The sequence below is a fragment of the Rhodococcus sp. EPR-134 genome (genome assembly GCF_001647205.1).
Taxonomy (GTDB): Bacteria; Actinomycetota; Actinomycetes; order Mycobacteriales; family Mycobacteriaceae; genus Rhodococcus_F; species Rhodococcus_F qingshengii.
Genome location: NZ_LVCT01000707.1, coordinates 1 through 708, shown reverse-complemented (window position 1 = coordinate 708; position 708 = coordinate 1). Strand labels below are relative to the sequence as shown.

The following is a 708-nucleotide window of genomic DNA, read 5'->3' as shown; positions in this document are numbered from 1 at the left end:
CTGTCGCGCCATCCGCGAAGCGTGATCTGACCGCGCCGATACGGAAGCGACTTCTCGATCCGCCCGCGGGCGGGTCCCTCCCCGACAAAGGTCATGGACCACTCGGTACCCAGCTGCTCGAGCGCATCCAGAATCAGGTCGATTCCTTTGTATTGCAACAGTCTTCCTACGAACAAGAGTCTTCGTTTCGGTCTGGGTACCGCTTGCTTCTCGATTCCGTCGTAGCCCAGAACACAATTGGGTTGGACGACGACATTGCGTGCCCGCGGTGCGCCACGTCCGCTGTCGGAGTTCATCGCGATGAAAGTGTCAACTCGTCCGGACATGAAGATGTGTGTCAGTGACCGAACGGCTTTCGTCGAGCAGGTTCGAACTACCGTGGATGCCAGATACCGCATACCGATGCGCTTGGCGAGCCGCATCGGCGGGTAGGTGTTGCCCCCAGCAGGCCCCCATACCAGTCGTACTCCGCCGGCTCCACCGAACAGCACCGGTGGGGGCAGCCAGTCGGAGGCGAAAGTTGCATGGTGCAGGACGTCGAAGTTTGCCGCTTCACGCCGAACGAACAGTGAAGTGTGCCAGAGCCATCGGAGGTATCGACCGTACGATCCGGCTTCTTCCGCGGGCAAAGTCGCTATTCGCACGACACGAACCTCGCAACCGAGCTGTTCACACTCTGATTCCAATGCGGGAGCCTCACCGGAGCGA

The 708-nt window shown here is 60.3% G+C and carries 1 protein-coding gene; it reads right to left on the bottom strand.

All coding sequences use genetic code 11. From position 1 onward, the window contains the following. Positions 1-644 (bottom strand): glycosyltransferase (locus tag A2J01_RS30620; RefSeq protein WP_331715362.1); only part of this gene is annotated, 644 nt, incomplete at its 3' end. Positions 645-708: the final 64 nt, after the last annotated feature.